The sequence below is a fragment of the Cellulomonas sp. P5_C6 genome, from assembly GCF_054049635.1.
The window spans coordinates 1-2,202 of sequence record NZ_JBFULZ010000324.1 but is presented as its reverse complement, the minus strand read 5'-3'; the positions used below and the strand labels follow the sequence as shown (position 1 = coordinate 2,202).

Here is a 2,202-nt window from a genome sequence, read left to right as displayed (position 1 = left end):
ACGCCCTGGAGCTCGGGGCCGGAGAACAGCACGATCGCCGTCGTGAGGAGTGCGAGGACGAGCCCCGCCAGGATGTGACGCTTCATGACCACCTCGTCGTGGTGACCGCCGCACGGCCAGGGCCGCGCGGACGGTGCTGCCGGTAGATGGCCGCCCGAGAAGCCGCTGACCTGCGCCGTCGCCGTTGACGGGCGGATCGGCGCCCTTCTCGGGCGGAACCAGGCGCTTGTCTACCAGCGCACAAAGCATCTGAGCCACGCGGTACTAGGTAAAACCCGACCGGTAGCAGATAGATCGTTATGTCGCCGTGACCTGAGTCGCGGCGAGCGCCCGGGAGCTACAGCCTCAGAGGTAGCGCAGCGGGTCGAACTCGTCGAGCGGGATGATCCGCAGGCGGGGCAGCTGCACGTTGAACGCGGCGACGTCCCCCTCGAGGTCGAACGTCGTCAGGCCGCGCGCGACGAGGGCCGAGAGCTGGGTGCTGGTGAACTCGCGGAAGGCGAGCAGCCCGACCCGGCGGTCCTCGTCGTCCACGAGTGCCTCGAGCTCGGGTGCGAAGTCGCCGTCGTGGCTGGCCAGGAGCACGTCGCCGCCGCGGCCCGAGATGGCCTCGAGCGTGCGCTTGATGCCGATGTCGACGACCTTCTCGTACGACTCGCCCGACAGCGGGATCGGCTGGAACCCGATGGCCAGGAGCGCCTGGACGAACGACATCGGCAGCGAACCGTTCGAGGCGTTGAGGAAGAACAGCGCCTTGACGGGCTGGTTCCACGTCTGCTGCGCGAAGGTCAGCACCCGCTCCCAGCGCGGACGCTGCTCGGGGGTGGGCCGGCCGCCGAGGATCGACGACCCCAGCGTCGCGTCGATGTTCTCGCCGTCCACCAGCAGGTAGGTGGTGCGCGGTGCCGCCTCGGTCGTCATCGCGTCAGCGTATCCGCAGGTGGCACGGACCGGGCCGGACCCCGACGGGGATCCGGCCCGGCGTGCGCGCGTCAGGCGACCGCGCAGGTCGTCCCGTTCAGCGTGAACGAGGTCGGTGCGGTGTTGGTGCCGGTGTGCGACGCGTTGAAGCCGAGCTGCTGGCTGCCGCCGGCCGGGATCGCGCCGTTCCAGGCCGCGTTGGTGATCGTCACGGCCGAGCCGGACTGCGTGGCCACGCCGCTCCACGCCTGCGTGATCACCTGGCCCGACGGGAACGTGAACCTCAGCGTCCAGCCGGTGAGCGCGCTCGACGAGGTGTTCTTCACGACGACGCTCGCCGTGAAGCCGGTGTTCCACTGGTTGACGCCGTAGGTGACCTGGCAGCCGGCGCCGGGCGGCGGGGTGGTCGTCGGCGTGACTGTCGGCGTCACCGTCGGGGTGACCGTGGGAGTGGCCGTGGGGGTCACCGGCGGGGCGGCGCCGAACGCGGACGCGATGGCGTCGTACGCCGGCTTCTTCGTGTAGCCCTCGTCCCAGACCAGCGCCGCGCCCTGGCCCGGGAACGTGCTGGGCACCCACGAGTACTTGTCGGTGATGCCCCAGATGGTCACGCCCTGGCAGCGGGTGACCGCGAGGCACGCCTGGAAGACCTTCTTGTAGTCGGCCGCCTGGTTGGCCAGCTTGCCTGCGTCGGACGGGGTCTGCATGCGGATGTCGAGCTCGGTGACCCGGACGTCGACGCCCAGGTCGGCGAACCGCTGGAGGTTGGCCTGCAGGTCCGACGGCACCTGGCCGACGATCAGGTGGGCCTGGAACCCGACGCAGTCGATGGGGACGCCGCGCGCCTTGAAGTCCTTGACCAGGTTGTAGATCGCGGTGCTCTTCGCGTTGATGCCGTCGGTGTTGTAGTCGTTGATGCAGAGCTTGGCCGTGGGGTCGGCGGTCCGGGCGGTCCGGAAGGCGGTCTCGATGTAGCCGTCGCCCAGCTTCTGCTGGAACGGTGACTCCGCGCGGCGCGCGCCGTTGTCCGCGAACGCCTCGTTGACGACGTCCCAGGCGAACACCTTGCCCTTGAAGTGCGTCGCGACGTTGGTGATGTGGTTGGTCATCGCCGACTGCAGGGCCGTTCCCGACAGGGTCGTGAGCCAGCCCGGGAGCTGGGAGTGCCAGACCAGCGTGTGGCCGTACAGCTTCTTGCCGCTGCTCGCGGCGTAGCCGGCCACCTGGTCGCCCGAGCCGTAGCTGAACGAGTTCTGCGACGGCTCGGTGGCGTCCCACTTC

Annotated in this window: 2 protein-coding genes; both read right to left on the bottom strand. The window is 69.7% G+C overall.

Going from position 1 to position 2,202, the window contains the following annotated elements:
* Window positions 1–345 precede the first annotated feature (345 nt).
* Window positions 346–921, bottom strand: a complete 576-nt coding sequence (locus ACXJKG_RS20745; protein ID WP_456847612.1) for an NYN domain-containing protein — start codon at window positions 919–921, stop codon at window positions 346–348.
* A gap of 71 nt (window positions 922–992) precedes the next feature.
* A partial coding sequence (locus tag ACXJKG_RS20740) for an endo-1,4-beta-xylanase (protein WP_456847611.1) occupies window positions 993–2,202 on the bottom strand: 1,210 nt, incomplete at its 5' end.

What these genes read in the sequence shown, in the direction of transcription:
- ACXJKG_RS20745 (WP_456847612.1), bottom strand. Translation starts at nt 921, where the DNA reads ATGACGACCGAGGCGGCACCGCGCACCACCTACCTGCTGGTGGACGGC.